At 63.1% G+C, this 16403-nt stretch carries 19 protein-coding genes; 10 read left to right on the top strand and 9 right to left on the bottom strand.

From position 1 onward, the window contains the following. Positions 1-28: 28 nt before the first annotated feature. The 5 genes from BRA49_RS02290 to BRA49_RS02270 form a co-directional block, all read right to left on the bottom strand. A complete protein-coding gene (locus BRA49_RS02290; protein WP_292383092.1) occupies positions 29-1051 on the bottom strand; it encodes a PDDEXK nuclease domain-containing protein in 1023 nt (340 codons plus the stop codon). Further along, positions 1048-3162 (bottom strand): HsdM family class I SAM-dependent methyltransferase, encoded by a 2115-nt coding sequence (locus BRA49_RS02285; protein ID WP_292383090.1) that lies wholly within the window; start codon positions 3160-3162, stop codon positions 1048-1050. The genes BRA49_RS02290 and BRA49_RS02285 overlap by 4 nt, the downstream gene beginning before the upstream one ends. A 693-nt stretch (positions 3163-3855) precedes the next feature. Continuing rightward, positions 3856-4173, bottom strand: a complete 318-nt coding sequence (locus BRA49_RS02280; RefSeq protein WP_292383088.1) for a hypothetical protein — start codon at positions 4171-4173, stop codon at positions 3856-3858. A 3-nt stretch (positions 4174-4176) separates the two neighbouring features. Further along, positions 4177-5079 carry an Mrp/NBP35 family ATP-binding protein gene (locus BRA49_RS02275; protein ID WP_292383086.1) on the bottom strand — a complete coding sequence of 301 codons (903 nt, stop codon included), beginning with the start codon at positions 5077-5079 and terminating at the stop codon, positions 4177-4179. Positions 5080-5212: 133 nt separating this feature from the next. Continuing rightward, complete coding sequence (locus BRA49_RS02270) at positions 5213-5527, bottom strand: ubiquitin-like small modifier protein 1 (RefSeq protein ID WP_292383084.1); 315 nt, start codon at positions 5525-5527, stop codon at positions 5213-5215. A gap of 164 nt (positions 5528-5691) precedes the next feature. Here BRA49_RS02270 and BRA49_RS02265 point away from each other — a divergent pair, with 164 nt between their 5' ends. Then, positions 5692-7491: an aldehyde ferredoxin oxidoreductase family protein gene (locus tag BRA49_RS02265; protein ID WP_292383082.1), complete on the top strand. Its 1800-nt coding sequence runs from the start codon at positions 5692-5694 to the stop codon at positions 7489-7491. A gap of 6 nt (positions 7492-7497) precedes the next feature. On the opposite strand, the gene tsaA is transcribed toward BRA49_RS02265, so the two are convergent. Next, positions 7498-7935, bottom strand: a complete 438-nt coding sequence (gene tsaA, locus BRA49_RS02260; protein ID WP_292383081.1) for a tRNA (N6-threonylcarbamoyladenosine(37)-N6)-methyltransferase TrmO — start codon at positions 7933-7935, stop codon at positions 7498-7500. Between the two features lie 4 nt (positions 7936-7939). Continuing rightward, complete coding sequence (locus BRA49_RS02255) at positions 7940-8362, bottom strand: ribonuclease HI family protein (RefSeq protein WP_292383080.1); 423 nt, start codon at positions 8360-8362, stop codon at positions 7940-7942. A gap of 143 nt (positions 8363-8505) precedes the next feature. On the opposite strand from BRA49_RS02255, the gene BRA49_RS02250 reads away from it, so the two are divergent. Genes BRA49_RS02250 through BRA49_RS02230 form a run of 5 tightly spaced genes read left to right on the top strand, consistent with a single transcriptional unit; the run spans position 8506 to position 11291 of the window. Then, positions 8506-9210, top strand: a complete 705-nt coding sequence (locus tag BRA49_RS02250; protein WP_292383079.1) for a phosphoribosyltransferase — start codon at positions 8506-8508, stop codon at positions 9208-9210. A 13-nt stretch (positions 9211-9223) separates the two neighbouring features. Next, a complete protein-coding gene (locus BRA49_RS02245; RefSeq protein ID WP_292383077.1) occupies positions 9224-9706 on the top strand; it encodes a YbhB/YbcL family Raf kinase inhibitor-like protein in 483 nt (160 codons plus the stop codon). Between the two features lie 57 nt (positions 9707-9763). Then, a complete protein-coding gene (locus BRA49_RS02240; RefSeq protein ID WP_292383076.1) occupies positions 9764-10255 on the top strand; it encodes a YbhB/YbcL family Raf kinase inhibitor-like protein in 492 nt (163 codons plus the stop codon). Between the two features lie 52 nt (positions 10256-10307). Then, entirely contained in the window at positions 10308-10775 is a 468-nt protein-coding gene (locus tag BRA49_RS02235; protein ID WP_292383074.1) for a YbhB/YbcL family Raf kinase inhibitor-like protein, read from the top strand. Between the two features lie 60 nt (positions 10776-10835). Next, the gene (locus tag BRA49_RS02230) at positions 10836-11291 is read left to right on the top strand and encodes a YbhB/YbcL family Raf kinase inhibitor-like protein (protein ID WP_292383072.1); all 456 of its coding nucleotides are present in this window, start codon (positions 10836-10838) and stop codon (positions 11289-11291) included. A 63-nt stretch (positions 11292-11354) separates the two neighbouring features. Here the strand turns inward: BRA49_RS02230 and BRA49_RS02225 are convergent, their stop codons facing one another. Continuing rightward, positions 11355-11807, bottom strand: coding sequence for a CBS domain-containing protein (locus BRA49_RS02225; protein ID WP_292383071.1), 453 nt, complete (start codon positions 11805-11807; stop codon positions 11355-11357). 118 nt (positions 11808-11925) lie between these two features. Between BRA49_RS02225 and BRA49_RS02220 the strand changes: the two genes are divergently transcribed. The 3 genes from BRA49_RS02220 (at position 11926) to BRA49_RS02210 (ending at position 15093) form a co-directional block, all read left to right on the top strand. Next, positions 11926-12855 carry a DUF475 domain-containing protein gene (locus BRA49_RS02220; RefSeq protein WP_292383069.1) on the top strand — a complete coding sequence of 310 codons (930 nt, stop codon included), beginning with the start codon at positions 11926-11928 and terminating at the stop codon, positions 12853-12855. 79 nt (positions 12856-12934) lie between these two features. Next, positions 12935-13510, top strand: a complete 576-nt coding sequence (locus BRA49_RS02215; protein WP_292383067.1) for a flavin reductase family protein — start codon at positions 12935-12937, stop codon at positions 13508-13510. 131 nt (positions 13511-13641) lie between these two features. Next, on the top strand, positions 13642-15093 hold the full coding sequence (locus BRA49_RS02210) for a response regulator (RefSeq protein WP_292383065.1): 1452 nt from the start codon (positions 13642-13644) through the stop codon (positions 15091-15093). A gap of 4 nt (positions 15094-15097) precedes the next feature. Here the strand turns inward: BRA49_RS02210 and BRA49_RS02205 are convergent, their stop codons facing one another. Next, complete coding sequence (locus BRA49_RS02205) at positions 15098-15295, bottom strand: hypothetical protein (protein WP_292383064.1); 198 nt, start codon at positions 15293-15295, stop codon at positions 15098-15100. Between the two features lie 74 nt (positions 15296-15369). Here BRA49_RS02205 and BRA49_RS02200 point away from each other — a divergent pair, with 74 nt between their 5' ends. Then, complete coding sequence (locus BRA49_RS02200; RefSeq protein WP_292383063.1) at positions 15370-16197, top strand: hypothetical protein; 828 nt, start codon at positions 15370-15372, stop codon at positions 16195-16197. Positions 16198-16403 lie beyond the last annotated feature (206 nt).

Below are 16403 nucleotides of genomic sequence, written 5' to 3'. Positions count from 1 at the left end.
TGCACCCTCCTGTCAAACCAACCACCCCTCATTCCCCATCCTCCAGCAGCCTCGCAATCTCCTCCGGGCCGGGGAGCTGGTCCCGGAGTTCCCGGGGCAGTTCCCTGACCGTCCGGTAGGTGGCGACGCCGATGGGCGAGGTGGAGGACTGCAGGGCGTACTCGACGATGGTGCGGTTCTTCTCCTTGCAGAGGATGATGCCGATGGAAGGGTTCTCGCCCTCCTCACGGACCCGGTGGTCGAGGGCGGCCAGGTAGAACTGCATCTTGCCGACGAACTCGGGCTGGAACTCTCCGATCTTCAGTTCGATGGCCACCAGGCAGCGGAGCCGCCGGTGGAACAGCAGCAGATCGATGAAGTACTCCCTGTCCTCGACCTCCAACCGGAACTGGCTTCCGACGAACGCAAACAGCCCGCCCATGGCCCGCAGGAAGTCTTCGACCCGGCCAATGAGGGCACGCTCCAGCTCGCGCTCGGAGTGCTCCTCTCCGAGTTCCAGGAAATCGAAGGTGTACTCATCCCTGACCGCGAGTTTTGCCTGCGCCCGCAGTTCCGGCGTGAGCGCCTTATCGAAGTTGGTCTGGCCGAGGAGCGTCTTTTCGTAACTCCTGTTCTCGATCTGGTGGACGAGCACGCTCCTTGACCAGCCGAACTTGCGGGTCATGCGGATGTAGAACTCGCGCTCCAGTGGGTCTTTACACCGCGACATGATGACGAGGTTGTGGCTCCAGCTGATTTCTCCAACCAGTGGTTGGAGTTTTTCGTTGTCGTGGTATTCCTGGTAGAACTGCCGCATATACCAGAGGTTCTGGACTGAAAAGCCTTTGATCCCGGGAAACTCCAGCTGAAGGTCGTCTGACAGCCGTTCGACTACCGACCTGCCCCACCCTTCGTACTCCTGTCTTAGGGCAATCATCCTGCCGATATCCCAGTACAGAGTGATCAGTTCTTTGTTGACCGCCCTGAGCGCCTGGTACTGGCCGGCACGAATGCGCTCTTTGACTTCGAGAAGCAGCGAGCCGTAGTCCTCCGGCAGGTTCGAAGCCGTCATATCTCCAGTTCCTCGAAGTTCTTCTTGATCGTCGCCGCCAGCCGCACCGCTTCGGTGTTGAGGTCTTCCAGTTCCACGTGGATCTCGCGGAGCGCCTCCTCGAAGTCGAAGTTCTCGTCCTCCTCCTCGGGGGCGACGCCCACGTAACGGCCGGGTGTCAGCGACCAGTCGTTAGCCTCGATCTCGGCCCGGTCCACCAGTCTGACCAGCCCTGCGACATCACAGAGTTTCGCTTCGGGGAACCGTTCGGTCAGCCAGTGCGCCTGCCGCCAGAAGTAGCGCACCTGTTTGAGCTGCTCGACGGCCACCTGCCGGGCCTCGTCGGCAGCTTTCCGGGCGCGGGCGAGCTCGCGGCCTACCCACGCGTCGCTGTCCCGGGCGTTGCACTCGTTCTCGCAGGTCTCGATGAGGCGGCAGGCGAGTTTATAGAGGAGATCGCTCTGCTTGATCAGGTCGCGGCTGCACCCGGCCAGCGGAGCGAGACGGTCGACCGCCTTCTTGAGCTCGCCGTTGGTGGTCTTCTGCCCCTGCCACGCCGTCCGCTGCCTGGAGACCGCTTTTTGGAACCTCTCCACGTCGCCCTTGAACACAGGCATCGCATCTTCGAGTTCCTTGAGTGCCCCGGCGTGGGGGGCGTCGCCGGGAAGGGTCGAGAGGAACGGCCCAACCGCCTCTCGCAGTGCATCCAGAGAGGTAATGAAAGACGGGAGCGGCTCGATCTCTTCGCCGTCATCGTCCCTGGCAGTGAAACACCCCTCCCCTTCATCCAGCATGCGCCGGCAGCAGCCTGCCACGAGATTGAGGTATTTCTCGGTTTGGCCGCGATAGAGCCAGACGATCGCGAGGAGGTTCTGCTCCTGCTCAGGGGAAAAGTCGTAGATCTTGCGGGTGACCTTGCGGTAGATGTTCCGCGCGTCGATCATCAGCACCGCATCACGATACTCCTCGGGCTTGTCGCGGTTGAGGAACCAGAGTTCGCACGGCACGGAGCGGGTATAGAAGAAGTTGGAGCGGATGGCAACCATGATCTCCACATCGCCCGTCTCGATCAGTTTCTGCCGGACGCCGGCTTCTGCATGCCCGGCGCTGGAGGCCTGGGATGACATGACGAAGCCCGCCCGCCCGCGCTCGTTCAGGTAACTGTAGAAGTAACTGATCCAGACATAGTTGCCGTTGGAGACCTTGCCCTTCTGGTTAACCCCCGGCAGGCCGAAAGGAAGGCGCGGATCTCTCTTGACCCTGTCCGCGTCGATCTCATCGACGTTGAACGGAGGATTGGCCATCACAAAGTCGGCCTTGCCCAGCAACTCGTGAGGATCCTCGTAGTACGTGATGACCCTCTGGATATCGCCCTCGAGGCCGTGGACGGCCAGGTTCATCTTCGCCAGGCGGATGGTGGTGGCGTTCTTCTCGAGCCCGTAGAACGTGAGTCTATCGACCGGGTTCTCGTGGCGGCGCTCGACGAAGCGGGCGCTCTGGACGAACATGCCGCCCGAGCCGCAGGCCGGATCCAGGACGGTGCCGCCTTCGGGTTCGAGGATGTTGGCGATGAGCGAGACCAGCGAGACCGGCGTGAAGAACTCGCCACCGTCGTGGGCTTTCTGGTCGGCGAACTGGGTGAGGAAGTACTCGTAGATGCGGCCGAACACATCCCCGGAGACATGCCTGAGTTCGTCGGGGTTGAGCGTGCGGAGGAGCTGACCGAGCACACTGTTCTCCAGTTCCTGGTATTCGCTCCTGGGGAGAACTCCCCGGAGGTTGGCGTAGTCGCCCTCGATAGACTCCATCGCCTCGATGATGGCTCTCGCGCGATCGTCGCTGTCGGTGAGGGAAACGAGATGGTCGAACCGTGCCTTCGGCTGCAGAAAGATGGCGCTCTTCTGGGAGAAGTCTTCCTTGGTCAGCGCCCGGGTCTTCCCGCCACGCGTGGGAAGGTTGGCTTCAACGTCCTTTTTCACCGCGAGAAACCGGCTGTATGCGTGCCGCAGAAAGATCAGGCCCATAACAGGCAGGAAATATTCGTTGCTTGCGTAGTTCGAGTTCGCCCGCAATGTATCTGCCGCGTTCCAGAGCCGTTTTTCGATTGCTTCGATATGTTCCAGTTGAGCCATTTGTAACCCTTTTGTTGTGCGGAGCCGGCAATGACCGTTCTGCAGAAGGTGTGTTGTTCTGCCGACCTGTCACATCAGGCCCCTTCGAATCCATAGGTATTGACCCTTCACTCACGTTATTTCGGGTCAATATGTAGCATCGGTCATGATGTCGATTACTTTACCAAAAAGTCCATGTACCGTGCTATAAATATTACTATTAATTATTATAGCCCGGGTTCCCGATCGATATGCGCAGACACATCCAGAATCCGTAAAATCTTATATTCTCCGATATTTTACGGAATCCGGGTTGATGATGCGCTTGATTTTTACGCACATGGACATCCGATTAGAACGGTTGAAATTCAGCCAATCTGTGGATATCCTGCATAACATGACCGGATGAAAGAATCGTTTTCAGGACACCATGGTTCACGGCCTTACCTTCCGGGAAGTCAGGGACGAAAGACAGCCCGGTCGATCAAACCACTGTTCTCACCCGGAGGGGCGTCGCATATTCCTGGCGAACGCCAAAATGGTAGAGGGTTATTCGAAATCCTCTATCTATCAGGTTCCGAAGTACGATGCCTGTATTGTCCCAGGCGTCCGCGTCGTCCGTCCCGGCGTAGCACCTCTGGCCGACCGGCTCATGGTGCTGTCGCGAACCTGGATGCCCCAGGAAGGTGACCTTGAAAGGCTGAACCGTCCCGCTCAGCAGCACTGCTTGCCGCCGGCCTCTTCGCCCTCGAGGAGGAGCCTCCCGAAGAGCATCCGTTCGAGTGTCGTCGCGACGTACTTCATCCGCTGGGCCGCCTCCATGTCCTCGTAGCGGTGGATGTCCGCGTAGACCTGCAGGCGGACGAGGCCGAACCGGAAGCGGTCGAGGTCGTCGTCCTCGAGTTCCGAGACCTCACGGTAGATGGGTTCGAGCAGGAAGGGGAACTCCTCGTAGTTCTCGAGCGCCTCGATGACCTTCGAGAAGGCGGGGAGGGGTCCCGCCTCTCCGGCAAGGATCCGCGAGTACTCCATTCTTTATCCCTCGATCTCGTTCACCAGGGCTTCCATGATGGCGTCGAAGCTCTTCCAGGTCGGGTTTTCCTCGCCCCCGGCACGGCGGATGATGAACGGCCTTCCTTCGTCTGCAGCCTTGCGCATCTCGGGGTCGAGCGGGATGGCCCCGAGGAAGGGCACCCCGAGGGTTTTTGCTTCTTTCTCGCCGCCGCCCTTGCCGAAGATATCGATCTCCTCCTTGCAGTGGGGGCAGACGAACCCGCTCATGTTCTCCACGATGCCGAGCACCCGGAGTTCGAGTTTCTTGATGAACTCGGCGGCCTTGCTCGAGTCGAGGACCGCGACGTCCTGCGGGGTGGTGACGATAACCGCTCCGGCGATGTTCGGGGCAAGCTGGGCGACGGTGAGGGCTTCGTCGCCGGTGCCGGGCGGGAGGTCGACGATCAGGTAGTCGAGGTCGCCCCAGTTGACGTCTTCCAGGAACTGCCGGATGACCGTCATCTTCATCGGGCCACGCCAGATGACGGGGGTGTTGCGCTCCGGGAGGAGGAATGCCATCGAGATGACCGCGAGGTTGCCGCTGACCCTGACCGGCTCGATGATCTTCCCGTCGTAGGACTGGAGACGGGCGTCCTCGATCCCGAGCATCTTCGGGATGTCCGGACCGTGGATGTCGAGGTCGATGAGAGCCGTGTTATAGCCGCGGTTGGCAAGAGCATAGGCGAGGTTTGCCGAGACCGTGCTCTTTCCTACTCCGCCTTTCCCGGAGAGGACGAGGACGACATGCTTTACGCTGACATCGGCTTTCGGGGGGAGATCCCGCGGAGCATCCGCATTTCTCGGGTCGCTGCATCCGGTCGCAGACGGGCAGCCGGCGCAGTTGCCGGCACAGGTTTCCTTATCGGGTTCGCTCGTTTGAGTCATCAGAAGTATCCTCCGTGATAGGGTATCTCATAATCTGGAGTTACTATATATTACTGGTAAACGTCACAAAAAGGTATAGGTGCTGGCAAGAAAGTCCCGTCCTGCCGCCGGAGCCTGGATTTCGGGCACGTTTTCAGCCACCGGCGGCGGGGGGAAAGAGGGCGACGGTGTCCCCGTCATCAAGGGGCGCCTCAAGACCCCCGCTGAAGTGGACGTTCCTGCCGTTCTTCAAGATGTTGACGTAGGCCCGGATCTCCCCGGTGGGGGTGAAGAGGGCGTCGCCGAGCCCAGGGTACCGGGCGGAGAGGTACGCGAGCAGGTCGCCGACGGTCGATCCCCGGGAGATCTCCGCATTGCACTCGGCCGGGATGATGTCGCGGAGCATGGCAAACGCCCTGACCTTCACCGTTATGGCACCCCCTCCGTTCGCGCCCAGGATCGTCGCCACCTCTTCCTCCACCCCGGGTGATAGAGGTCTCCAGCCTTATTGGTATCGCTCCCGGGCGCGTGCCCGGATCGTATCTGATTTCCTCAACGCGAAAGTTAATGAGTCGATATCGTCGTCCGGCAGTCTTATTGCCCTGGCCGGGCCCTGGGGCATGGTGATAACCTATGAACGGCTACGCAGAGAAGATCCTCTACGTCGATCTCACGAGAGAGCGGACGATGGAGGAACCGTTTCCCGAAGAGTGGAGGCGGGCATACATCGGAGGGAGAGGCCTCGGGGTCCGCATCCTCGATGACCTGGTGAACCCGGGCATCGATCCTCTCGGTCCGGAGAACGTGCTGGTCTTCGCCACCGGGCCGGTTGCCGGGAGCGGCCTTCCCCTGGGTTCCCGGTACGACGTCGTCACGAAATCGCCGCTGACCGGGACATTGACCAGCGCGAACTCCGGCGGGAAGTTCGGCACCAGCATGAAGCGTGCCGGGTACGATGCGGTCGTGATCCTGGGGCGGGCGGAACGGCCGGTCTCCCTCCTCCTCGACGACGGGCACGCGGAGGTCCGGGATGCCTCGCCCCTGTGGGGGATGACGACGAGCGAGACGACGGCGGCCCTCCAGGAAGACCTCGGCGACCCCGGCGCAAGCGTCGCCTGCATCGGCCCCGCCGGCGAGCGCCTCGTCCGGTTCTCCGGCATCATCAACGAGACCTCCCGGGCCGCCGGCCGCGGGGGCGTCGGTGCCGTGATGGGGTCGAAGAACGTAAAAGCGGTCGCCGCCCGGGGGAACGGCCGGATTACCGTCGCCGACCGTGACCGGTTCCTCACCCTGAAGAAAGAGATCGCGGAGAAGATCCGGGAGAACGCCATCTCGGGCGGAGGGCTGCCCCGGTTCGGGACGGCCGTCCTCGTGAACATCATCAACGAGAACTACATCCTCCCGACCCGGAATTTCCAGACCGCTCACTTTCCTGCAGCGGAGAACGTCTCGGGGGAGCGAATGGCCGACACCATCCTCTCCGGTAAGATGGGGTGCCAGACCTGCGTCATCCAGTGCGGCCGCGACATCGAGATCGAGGGGAAGCGGACGGCAGGACCGGAGTACGAGACGATCTGGGCTTTCGGTCCCGACTGCGGGATCGACGACCTTGCCGCCGTCTCGGAGGCGAACAGTCTCTGCAACGACCTCGGCCTCGATACGATCTCTGCCGGGTCGACGATCGCCTGCGCCATGGAACTCTCGGAGAAGGGCTACATCGACGAAGAAGTCCGGTTCGGTGACGCAGAACGGATGCTCGACCTGGTCCGGCGGATCGCCTATCGTGACGGCATCGGCGACGAACTTGCCGAGGGTTCCTTCCGCTTCGCCCGGAAGCACGGGCACCCCGAACTCTCGATGAGCGTCAAGCGCCAGGAACTCCCTGCCTACGACCCCCGGGGATTGCAGGGGCACGGTCTTGCCTACGCCACATCGGTCCGGGGCGGCGACCATGTCTACGGCTACATGATCGCCCCCGAGGTGCTCGGGTCGCCGGAGAAACTCGACCCCTACTTGAGTGAGGGGAAGGCGGTCTGGACGAAGATCTTCCAGGACCTCACGGCCTTCATCGACTCGTCGGGGGCCTGCCTCTTCACCTCGTTCCCGCTCGGCGCCGCGGACTACGGGGCGATGGTCTCGGCGGTCACCGGCTACGATATCGATGGCGCTGAGGTGCTCCGGATCGGCGAGCGGATCTGGAACATGCAGAAGATCTTCAACCTGAGAGCCGGATGTACCCGGGAGGATGACACCCTGCCGCCGCGCCTCCTTGAGGAGCCGCTCACTGAAGGCGCTCCGAAAGGCCAGGTCTGGGAGCGAGAGCCCCTTCTCGACGACTACTACGAGGCCCGGGGATGGGACCGGGAAGGCCGCCCGACGCCGGAGAAACTCCGCGAACTCGGCATCGGGGAGGCGGCGGTCCCTGTCCCGTGACCCGATCTACTTTTTGATGTGCCAGCCGCCCGTCGCTTCCGGGATGCAGTCGATCTCGGGCGAGTAGGGCTTGATGTCCAGGACCGGGGTGCCGTCCAGGGCGTCGAGCCCCCGGACGGTCAGGACACCGCCCTCCCGCCGGACCAGATCGACGATCCCGAACCCGATCGGGTTCGGGCGGGCGGGCGAGCGCGTCGAGAAGACCCCGCGTTCCCGGGTCTCACCCGGCGGCTTTGCATAGAGCAGCCCGCGTTCCGCCCGGTCGAGCCAGTAGAGCACGATAAGGTGGCTGCTCCGTTCGATCCCCTCGAGCCCCGGGGCGTAGGTTTCGAGGACGCGGATCTCCGCGACGGTATCCGCGAGGCGCCCCTGGCGGGGGGCGTCGCCCCGGGCCCGGTAGGGCGACCGGACGACGCCGATGGGGATGCATTCTATCGTCGCCATACCGTTACCGCCCCGGCCTCCTTGCATCGAGCGTTTCGTTGCAGAGACGGTCCGCGACCTGGATGCAGGGGTGCTCTCGCGGGACGCTCTCGAACCTGACCTCCGCAAAGTTGCGCATCAGTCCCCGGACTTCGTCCGCAAGGGCTGCAAGGTGCTCTTTGGTGATGCGGTACCGGCCGGTGAGCTGGCGGACGACCAGTTCCGAGTCCGACCTGACGGTCAGCCTGCCGGCGGTGAACTCCCGGGCGGCGTCAAGACCGTTGATGACAGCGTGATACTCGGCCACATTGTTGGTCGCAGTTCCGATACCTTCAGAACGGCCGGCCACGACGGAACCGTCCCGCACGATCACGTACGCCCAGGCGGCGTCTCCGGGGTTTCCCCGTGACGCGCCGTCGGTATACAGTGTCACGGCGTCGGTTGCCATCGCCGGTGCCTCCTCCGGTCACTCTCTCTTCGCATCATCTGCCGGCTAATCATCGATCTGTAGAGAGTTATTGGTATCGCTCCCCGGAGAGGGGGAGCGTCCACCACAAGACGTTAATACCCCGGCGCTGTAAGGGCGGACCTATGCTTGAGTCGAGCCGGATCAGTGAAGATAGAGCGATGCGGGACCGACTGGGCGTCTTTGAGGACCGGACCGATGCCGGGCGGCGCCTCGCCGCGACCCTCTCGCCGATGGAGACGCTCGCCGGGCCGGTGGTCTGCGCCATCCCCGCCGGGGGGGTGCCGCCGGGTGTTGAGGTGGCCCGGGCGCTCAAGGCCCCGCTCCGGATGGCGGTGGTGCGCAAGGTGCAGATTCCCTGGAACCCGGAGGCCGGGTTCGGCGCCGTGACCTGGGACGGGCGGGTCTTCCTGAACCGGGGCCTCATGGCCGGGCTCCACCTCTCGGATGCCGAGGTGAGCGCCGCGATAGCGAAGGCCAAAGCGAACGTGGCGGAGCGGCTGGAGAAGTTCTCCGGCGGGCGGCAGGAGCCGGGGCTTGAAGGCCGGACCGCGATCCTGATCGACGACGGCCTCGCGACCGGGTATACGATGCTCGCCGCCGTCGAGGCGGCCCGGGCTGAGTTGCCCCGGAAGGTCGTCGTGGCGGTCCCCACCGGCTCCCTCCACGCTGTCAACTTCATCGCCCGGAGGGCGGACCTCGTCGTCTGCCCAAACATCAGGACCAGCCCCACCTTCGCGGTGGCGCAGGCCTACGAGCGGTGGCACGACCTCACCGACCAGGAGGTGCAGGAACTGCTGGTCCAGGCCCGGGATATGGGGCTCTTCTGATGCGGGCGGGGGCATGGCGGTGGATCCCCTCGTCGTGATACTGGGGTTTGGCGTCTTTCCCCCGGAGCACACCTGTGACGGTGACGACACCTCGCCGGCAATCACGATCCTCGGCGCGAGGACGCCCTACCTCGCGATAATCATGGAGGATATCGATGCTCCGGAGGGCACCTTCACCCACTGGCTCATCTGGAACATCCCTGCTACAGAGGAAGTCCCCCCGGACCTGCCTGCCGCGGGAGAACTCCAGGAACCGGCTGGTGCGATGCAGGGGACGAACGATTACGGCACCATCGGTTACCGGGGCCCCTGCCCGTTGCGCGGCGAGTCGCACCGCTACCTCTTCCGGGTCTACGGGCTCGCCGGGCCGATCGATCTCGCGCCCGGATCCAGTCGAGTCGACCTCGGGCGCGCCATGATGGACGCGATCCAGGAGTCCGGGGAGGCGATGGCGGCATACGGGAGGGCGGCCGAAACGGGACCGCCCCGGTGCTAGGTCCAATCCCGCCCGCCGCAACAGATTTATGCACCCCTTTCCATGGGGGTGACGGGTATGCAGAACCTGACGATAGAGGTCGACTTCGACCGGTTTCCCCGGGAGCACACCTGTGACGGAGAGGACATCTCTCCGCGGATACGGGTGCTCGGGTCGGATGCACCTTACCTTGCGGTCATCATGGACGACCCGGATGCACCGCGGGGCACGTTCACCCACTGGCTTGCCTGGAATATCCCGTCGACCGGCGAGATTCCCGCAGGCATCCCCCCGGAGCCCCGGGTCTTCCATCCGGTCCCGGCCGTCCAGGGGACGAACGACTTCCGGAAGACCGGTTACGCCGGCCCCTGCTCCCCGAGGGGTGCGTCGCACCGCTTCTTCATCCGGGTCTGGAGCCTCGCGCAGGAACTCGACCTCCCGCCGGGCTCCGGCAGGACCTGGCTTCTGGACGCACTTGCCGGCGCCGCGACCGGCTACGGTGAGACGATGGCGGTCTACAGGCGGAGAACGGTGCCCGAGTCCCCGCCCGGAGCCGGAACCCGGACCTGAAGGCATCCCCGGTCTCGCAACCTTTTTATCGGGACCCGCCTAGAGTCCCTGTATGGGCGCAGAAGTCACCAAACTGATAGTCTCTCTTCACTCTGCAGAGTTCCCTATCTGGAACACCTGCGACGGTCCCGACCGTTCTCCCGGGTTGAGGATCCGGGGACTCGCCCCGGAGACGCAGTCGATGGCGGTCTTTGCACTGAACCCCTTCGAACCCGGGTGCTCGTTTACGACCTGGATCGTCTGGAATCTCTCCCCGGCACCGGTGATCCCGGAGGGTATTCCGCCGCAGGGTATCGTGACCGCTCCGGTGAACGCCGTCCAGGGGACGAACGATTACGGTATCATCGGCTGGCGCGGCCCCTGCCCGCCCCCGGGAGAGACGCACCGGTATCACTTCAAGGTCTACGGGCTCGACGCCATGCTCGATCTCGCCCCCGGCGCGGGCAAGCACGATCTCATCGCCGCGATGCAGGGGCACGTCCTCCAGTTCGGCGACACCGCCGCCATGTACTCCCGGTGACCGCACAAACCCTTTTTATACTTCTCTTCCCGAAAGAGGCTATCGACGGAGTCTGGTACAATGCCGAACCTGGTTGTCACACTGGATTTTGAAGAGTTCCCGCCGGAGCACACCTGCAGGGGAGCGAACCGGTCGCCCGCAATCCGGGTCGAGGGGATCCTGCCGAACATCAAGTCGCTCGCGGTCCTCGCGACGACGAGCCCCGAGGAAGGCCCGTCAAGGGTGGCGTGGGTCTTCTGGAACCTCCCCGCCGTCCCGCTGATCCCTGAAGGGTTCACGGCCGATAAGGTTGTGGAAACGCCGGTTCGCGCCGTACAGGGCACAAACGACTTCGGCACCATCGGTTACCGGGGCCCCTGCCCGGAGGCCGGAAAAACTGAGGCCTACCTCTTCCGGGTCTACGCGCTCGACCTCGATCTCGGTCTTGAGCCCGGCGCGACCTGGGAGGAACTGGTCCGGGCGATGGAAGGGTCGATGAACCAGACCGGGGAGGTCATCGTCTTCGCCACCGGGTAAAGGGCAACAGGCGTGGGGGCGCCGAGCCCCCGGCCGGAGAAGAAAAGATGCCGGTGCCCTCCCTTACATGGGCATGGGCGGGCTCTCTTTCTGCATGGGCGGGCTCTGCTTCTCGATGTTCTTTGCGATGGAAGCCATCTCCTCGCCCAGCATGCGGACGATATCGTCCATGGTGACGATCCCGATCAACTTCCCGGCGTCGTCGGTGATCGGCATCCTCCGGATGCCCTCCGCGGTCATCTTCTGGATGGCCTCGTAGATCCCCATGTTGTCATGGAACGTGACCACGTCCCGGGTCACGATATCCCCTGCCCGGACCTCGCCGGGATTCTTCTCCTGTGCCATGACCCGGATTGCAAGGTCGCGATCGGTGAGTATGCCGGCAGGCCGGTTATCGCCGGTGACAATGACGACGCTTCCGACATTCCTCTCTCCCATAATCCTCGCCACCTCCACCGCCGGCGTATCCGGCGAGACGGCGACGACCTGCTCACGGCAGCACTTCACGATTCCCATAACATAACCTCCGTTGACGGCGTCTGACTCATGCCGGTATGGTATATGAACATAACCCGTGCCGGCGGCCGGGCCTCCTCCTTAAATACGATCGGCGAGAAGATCCTCCATCACAGAGATGGACTGGCTACTGATTATTCTGACCGTAGCGGGCCTTTCAGTCTTTGAGATCGTCTCGAGCATCGATAATGCCATCATCAACGCCGACGTTCTCGTGACGATGGGGGAGAAGGCCCGCAGGTGGTTCCTCCTATGGGGCCTGATCGTTGCGGTCTTCGTGGTCCGGGGGCTCCTGCCGTGGCTGATCGTCTGGGCAACCACCCCGTCGCTTGGGCCTGTCGGATCCCTGCTCGCGACGTTCTCAAGCGATCCGGCGGTAACAGCCGCGATCGAAGAATCGGCCCCGATCCTCCTGATATTCGGGGGGACGTTCCTGGTCTTCCTCTTCTTCCACTGGCTCTTTGTCGAGGAGAAGACCTGGGGGCTCCGGAGCGAGGCCATCTTCTCCCGCCAGGCCGTCTGGTTCTACGCGGTCGTCTCGATCCTGCTTGCCGCAATCGTCTGGTTCGCCCTCCAGATCAACGTCATGATGGGGTTTGCGGCCGTGCTCGGTTCGACCGCCTTCTTCATCGTCCACGGATTCCGGCAGAACGCCGAGGTGCAGGAAGCCAGGCTCCGGCAGCCCGGGATGTCGGACCTCTCGAAGATCGCCTATCTGGAGGTCCTCGACGCGACATTCTCGATCGATGGCGTCATCGGGGCGTTCGCCTTCACCCTCTCGGTCCCCCTCATCCTGATCGGGAACGGTATCGGGGCTGTCGTCGTCAGGGAACTGACCGTCCGTGGCGTCGATAAGATCCGGAGTTACTGTTTCCTCAAGAACGGAGCGATGTACTCCATCCTGGTGCTGGGGACGATCATGCTCGCGGACAGTTTCGGGTTCCACATCCCCGCCTGGCTCTCGCCGATAGCGACGTTCGGCATCGTCGGCTACTTCCTCTACCGCTCGGTGCAGGAACAGAAGAAGGGGGCAGCGGGCGTTGCGTGACCGGGATTCCGGCTGTTGCCCTGCAACCTCTCAGGCCGCCCGAAAAAGTATATCCGGGTCAAGAGACGAAACGTAGTCCATGACGAAGCGATCAATCGGCCCACGGACACTCCTCTATCCCCACCCGGTCCTGATCATCGGGACCTACGGTGCCGACGGCCGGCCGGACGCCATGGTTGCTGCATGGGGCGGCATCTGCTCGTCCCGCCCCCCGGCAGTCGCGGTCTCGGTCCAGAAAGCCCGGCAGACCTACGCGAACCTCATCGAGCAGCGCGAGTTCACGATCAGCATACCCTCGGCGGACTACGTGAAGGAGGCGGACTGCTTCGGCATCGTCTCCGGCCGGGATACGGACAAGTTCGCGGCGACCAATCTGACGCCGGTGAAGGGCGATCTCGTGAACGCCCCGTACGTCGGGGAGTTCCCGGTCGTTCTCGAGTGCCGGCTCCTCCAGACGGTCGAGATCGGTGTGCATACCCAGTTCATCGGGGAGATCCTGGACGTGAAGGTGGACGAGAGCGTCCTTGGTGAAGACGGCAAGCCGGATATCGCGAAGGTCAGACCGTTCGCCTACGACTCGATGCGGCAGGAGTACTACGAGTTCGGCGGCGTGCTCGCGAAGGCTTTCTCGGCGGGGAAGGAGATGCTCCGGTAACTTCTCCGGTATCCGCTCTTGGAATTACCCCTAAATTTACCCTGAATTTCGATATTGCCCTTTTTTTGTAAAACCATGCGGTTTCAATAGACTCTTATAGTTGTTTTGATGTATAGATTGATCCAGTGGTGTTGCCAACGGGCCAATATACCCTGCTCTACGTTGATGACGAACCGGCCCTCCTTGATATCAGTAAGGTGTTTCTTGAGCATTCGGGTACGCTCAGCGTCGAGACCGTGCCCTCCGGCCGGGAGGCGCTGGCCCGGCTGGACGAGGTGGCCTGTGACGCGGTCGTCTCCGACTACCTGATGCCGGAGATGGACGGCATCGAGCTCTTGAAGGAGGTCCGGCAGCGTTTTGGGGACCTTCCATTCATCCTCTTTACCGGGCGCGGCCGCGAGGAGATTGTCGTGGAAGCGCTCAACCGCGGTGCCGACGGTTACATCCAGAAAGGGGGCGACCCTGAATCACAGTTTGTCGAGCTCGAGCACCGGATCGTGCAGGCGGTGGAGGGCCGGCGGGCCATCCGGGCCTTGCGAGACTCGGAAGAACGCTATCGCGCCCTCTTTGAGGGGGCAAACGACCCGATATTCATCTTTGAGGGCGACCGGTTCGCCGACTGTAATTCAAAGGCCCTCAATGTTTTCCGGTGCACCCGGGAGTTTCTCATCGGGAAGAGGCCCTGGGATCTCTCAAACCCCATTCAGCCGGATGGTGTTCCGGCGCTGGCAAGCGCTGTCGAGAAGATGAAGGCGGCGTATGCGGGACAGCCGCAGTTCTTCGCGTGGCGGATCACTGCGCCAAGCGGGAAGGTCTACGATACGGAGATGAGCGTGAGCCGCGTTGACGTGAAAGGCCCGCCCCGCCTCCAGGCGATCGTCCGGGACGTCACCGCCCGGAAACTGATGGAGGCTGCTCTGATTGGTGTGAACCGGAAGATGCACCTCCTCTCCAGCATCACCCGGCACGATATCCTCAACCAGCTGACCATCCTCCAGGGCTACCTGGGGCTGGCACGGGACCAGGCAACCGATCCTGTTCTCCTGGATTACCTGGACCGGCAGAAGACGGCTATCGGGTTTATCCAGCGCCAGATTGCATTTGCCCAGGACTACTCGGGTCTGGGGGACCGGGGCCCGGAGTACCAGGACGTCGGCGAGTGCGTGGCCCGGGCGGCCGCGAACCTCCACTCCGTTCTCACCCTCATGACCGGGGTGGACGGGGTTGAGGTCTACGCCGATCCCATGTTCGAGAAGGTCTTCTACAACCTCTTTGAGAACGCGGTCCGGTACGCCGGGCCGGCCCCGGCGGTCAGGGTCCATTGCTCCTGCCGGGAGGAGAGCCTCGTCATCTCCGTCGAGGACGACGGTCCCGGTATACCGGCAGGCGAGAAAGAGAGGATATTCCTGCAAGGTTTCGGGAAGAACACCGGTCTCGGGCTCTTCCTCGTGCGTGAGATCCTTGCGATGACCGGGATCGTCGTCCGCGAGACAGGAGAGGCCGGGCAGGGCGCACGGTTCGAGATGCTGGTCTCCGGGGGTCACTGGCGGTTCCGGGATGCCGGTGTCCCGGCCGACCGCTGAACCCTCACCGCCGCCGGTCCCGCTTCGTCTCGACCCACCGCTTCCGCTTCCCGCACCGTTCGCACCGCTGCTCCCACTCGATGACGTTCGAGGAGTACTCGTCGTATCCCCGCTTCCTGCCCCAGCGGTGGAGCCCGATCCTGCAGAGGATGAGGCTGATGGTCGTCATGGTTCTCTCAACGTTGTCCCCTTCTGGCTGCATGAATGTTGCCCTTCGTCCCGGGGCAGGCGAGTTCCATGCCGGTTTTTCCTATCTCTGCATCTGGTAAGGTTTTTATGCCAGACTGTGAGATTGACTACAATTGCACGGAGGTAGTTATGGCGTTTGTCTACTACGGCCAGGGAGTGTCGTCCCTTTACCAGGACTTTGTGGAACGGCTGATGTCGCAGCTCGCGCTCAGGGGAACGGAGATCACGCACCAGAGTATCGGGGATACATCGTCGATGATGGATGTCCGGCATACCGGTGAGGAGGGGCGTATGGAGATCGCGGTCGACCGGGAGAACGTCCGGGTGAGTTATACCGTCGAGCGTCAACGCAAGGAGATCAAGAAAGGGCTCATGGGCGCCATCGCCGGGGCGGGCATAGGCAGCATCCTCGGCAGCGTCATGCGAGGCGAGCGGGACCTCGGCGACGCCATCGGCGGTGCGGCGGCCGGTGGGGCCTACGGGGCATACGACGGCTACGAGTCATCCCATGAGGAACGGACGGCGTTTGCGGAAGTGCTCGCGGAAGCGGTCAGGGACGTCGAGAACGAGCTCCAGGCGATCATCGAGGGGCAGGAGGAGGCGCGGGAGGCTCTCCGCGAGCGCGGCCGGCAGAAACGGGAGGAGGATCTCGCCCGGACGGAGGAACTGCGCGAACTCCTGGAGGAGCTCTACGGCGACCTGCTCGCTGTCCAGGAGGAGGTCGAGATTGCGGCCGCCGAGGGGCAGGACGTCAAAAAACCCCGGGCGCGGACGGACCGGGCCGAGGTCCTCTACGGGGAGGCGGAAGCGGCACTCGAAGAGGGCAACCACGCCGTCGTGAAGGCAAAGGTGAAGGCCGCCCGCGCCATGGTGGAGGGGGCAGAGGAACTTCTCGCGAACCTCGGGAACGAGTGAGGCCCGGCCGCTCCGGGGCCTCCTCGTCCCTCCCCCTCACGGGATGATCTCGCAGCTGTTGTACTTCCGGTGGTCGAAGTCCTCCATCCGGATCCTCCCCGCGTCGATGAGACGGCGGATCTCCGGGAGTGCTGCCAAGAGGGCAGAATAGAGGTTCTCCACCGTCCCGCAGACGACCCGCCGCCCCTCGTCGGGCCAGGGGCGGG

Origin of the sequence: Methanoculleus sp. UBA430 (genome assembly GCF_002506585.1) — an archaeon.
In the GTDB taxonomy this organism is placed as follows: Archaea; Halobacteriota; Methanomicrobia; order Methanomicrobiales; family Methanoculleaceae; genus Methanoculleus.
Note: the sequence above shows the minus strand (reverse complement) of the source record. Positions and strands in the feature narration are given on the sequence as shown.

Coding starts and splice junctions, on each gene's coding strand:
- BRA49_RS02290 (WP_292383092.1), bottom strand. CDS start 1,051: ATGACGGCTTCGAACCTGCCGGAGGACTACGGCTCGCTGCTTCTCGAA.
- BRA49_RS02285 (WP_292383090.1), bottom strand. CDS start 3,162: ATGGCTCAACTGGAACATATCGAAGCAATCGAAAAACGGCTCTGGAAC.
- BRA49_RS02280 (WP_292383088.1), bottom strand. CDS start 4,173: ATGGAGTACTCGCGGATCCTTGCCGGAGAGGCGGGACCCCTCCCCGCC.
- BRA49_RS02275 (WP_292383086.1), bottom strand. CDS start 5,079: ATGACTCAAACGAGCGAACCCGATAAGGAAACCTGTGCCGGCAACTGC.
- BRA49_RS02265 (WP_292383082.1), top strand. CDS start 5,692: ATGAACGGCTACGCAGAGAAGATCCTCTACGTCGATCTCACGAGAGAG.
- tsaA (WP_292383081.1), bottom strand. CDS start 7,935: ATGGCGACGATAGAATGCATCCCCATCGGCGTCGTCCGGTCGCCCTAC.
- BRA49_RS02255 (WP_292383080.1), bottom strand. CDS start 8,362: ATGGCAACCGACGCCGTGACACTGTATACCGACGGCGCGTCACGGGGA.
- BRA49_RS02250 (WP_292383079.1), top strand. CDS start 8,506: ATGCTTGAGTCGAGCCGGATCAGTGAAGATAGAGCGATGCGGGACCGA.
- BRA49_RS02245 (WP_292383077.1), top strand. CDS start 9,224: ATGGCGGTGGATCCCCTCGTCGTGATACTGGGGTTTGGCGTCTTTCCC.
- BRA49_RS02240 (WP_292383076.1), top strand. CDS start 9,764: ATGCAGAACCTGACGATAGAGGTCGACTTCGACCGGTTTCCCCGGGAG.
- BRA49_RS02235 (WP_292383074.1), top strand. CDS start 10,308: ATGGGCGCAGAAGTCACCAAACTGATAGTCTCTCTTCACTCTGCAGAG.
- BRA49_RS02230 (WP_292383072.1), top strand. CDS start 10,836: ATGCCGAACCTGGTTGTCACACTGGATTTTGAAGAGTTCCCGCCGGAG.
- BRA49_RS02225 (WP_292383071.1), bottom strand. CDS start 11,807: ATGGGAATCGTGAAGTGCTGCCGTGAGCAGGTCGTCGCCGTCTCGCCG.
- BRA49_RS02220 (WP_292383069.1), top strand. CDS start 11,926: ATGGACTGGCTACTGATTATTCTGACCGTAGCGGGCCTTTCAGTCTTT.
- BRA49_RS02215 (WP_292383067.1), top strand. CDS start 12,935: ATGACGAAGCGATCAATCGGCCCACGGACACTCCTCTATCCCCACCCG.
- BRA49_RS02205 (WP_292383064.1), bottom strand. CDS start 15,295: ATGCAGCCAGAAGGGGACAACGTTGAGAGAACCATGACGACCATCAGC.
- BRA49_RS02200 (WP_292383063.1), top strand. CDS start 15,370: ATGCCAGACTGTGAGATTGACTACAATTGCACGGAGGTAGTTATGGCG.